We start from the raw sequence: 257 nt of genomic DNA, 5'->3' as shown, positions 1-257 counted from the left end.
ACATGAGCGTCGAGCCGGAGGCGTACCGGTAGCCGTTCATGTAGGCGAGATCAGAATTCACGGTGACATAATCGCGCGTGCCGTTGGCGCCCGCGAAATCGACCGTATAGGTCCCGTTGGAGTTGACCGTGATCATGTTCTTGATCAGCGACGGGTCCTGCTGCGCGAGTCCGGCAAGCGCGGCCTCGAAATAGCAGTCGCCGACGTCGCCCTGGCTGACCTGCGTGTAGGACAACACACCGGTCGCGCCGAACAGG

Annotated in this window: 1 protein-coding gene; it reads right to left on the bottom strand. The window is 61.9% G+C overall.

Annotated features, from left to right (window positions below; genetic code table 11):
• On the bottom strand, positions 1-257 hold a 257-nt coding region (locus tag RMT89_RS44055), incomplete at both ends, for a C2 family cysteine protease (RefSeq protein WP_315889373.1).

The organism is Streptomyces sp. P17, from assembly GCF_032436805.1.
GTDB lineage: Bacteria > Actinomycetota > Actinomycetes > Streptomycetales > Streptomycetaceae > Streptomyces.
Note: the sequence above shows the minus strand (reverse complement) of the source record. Positions and strands in the feature narration are given on the sequence as shown.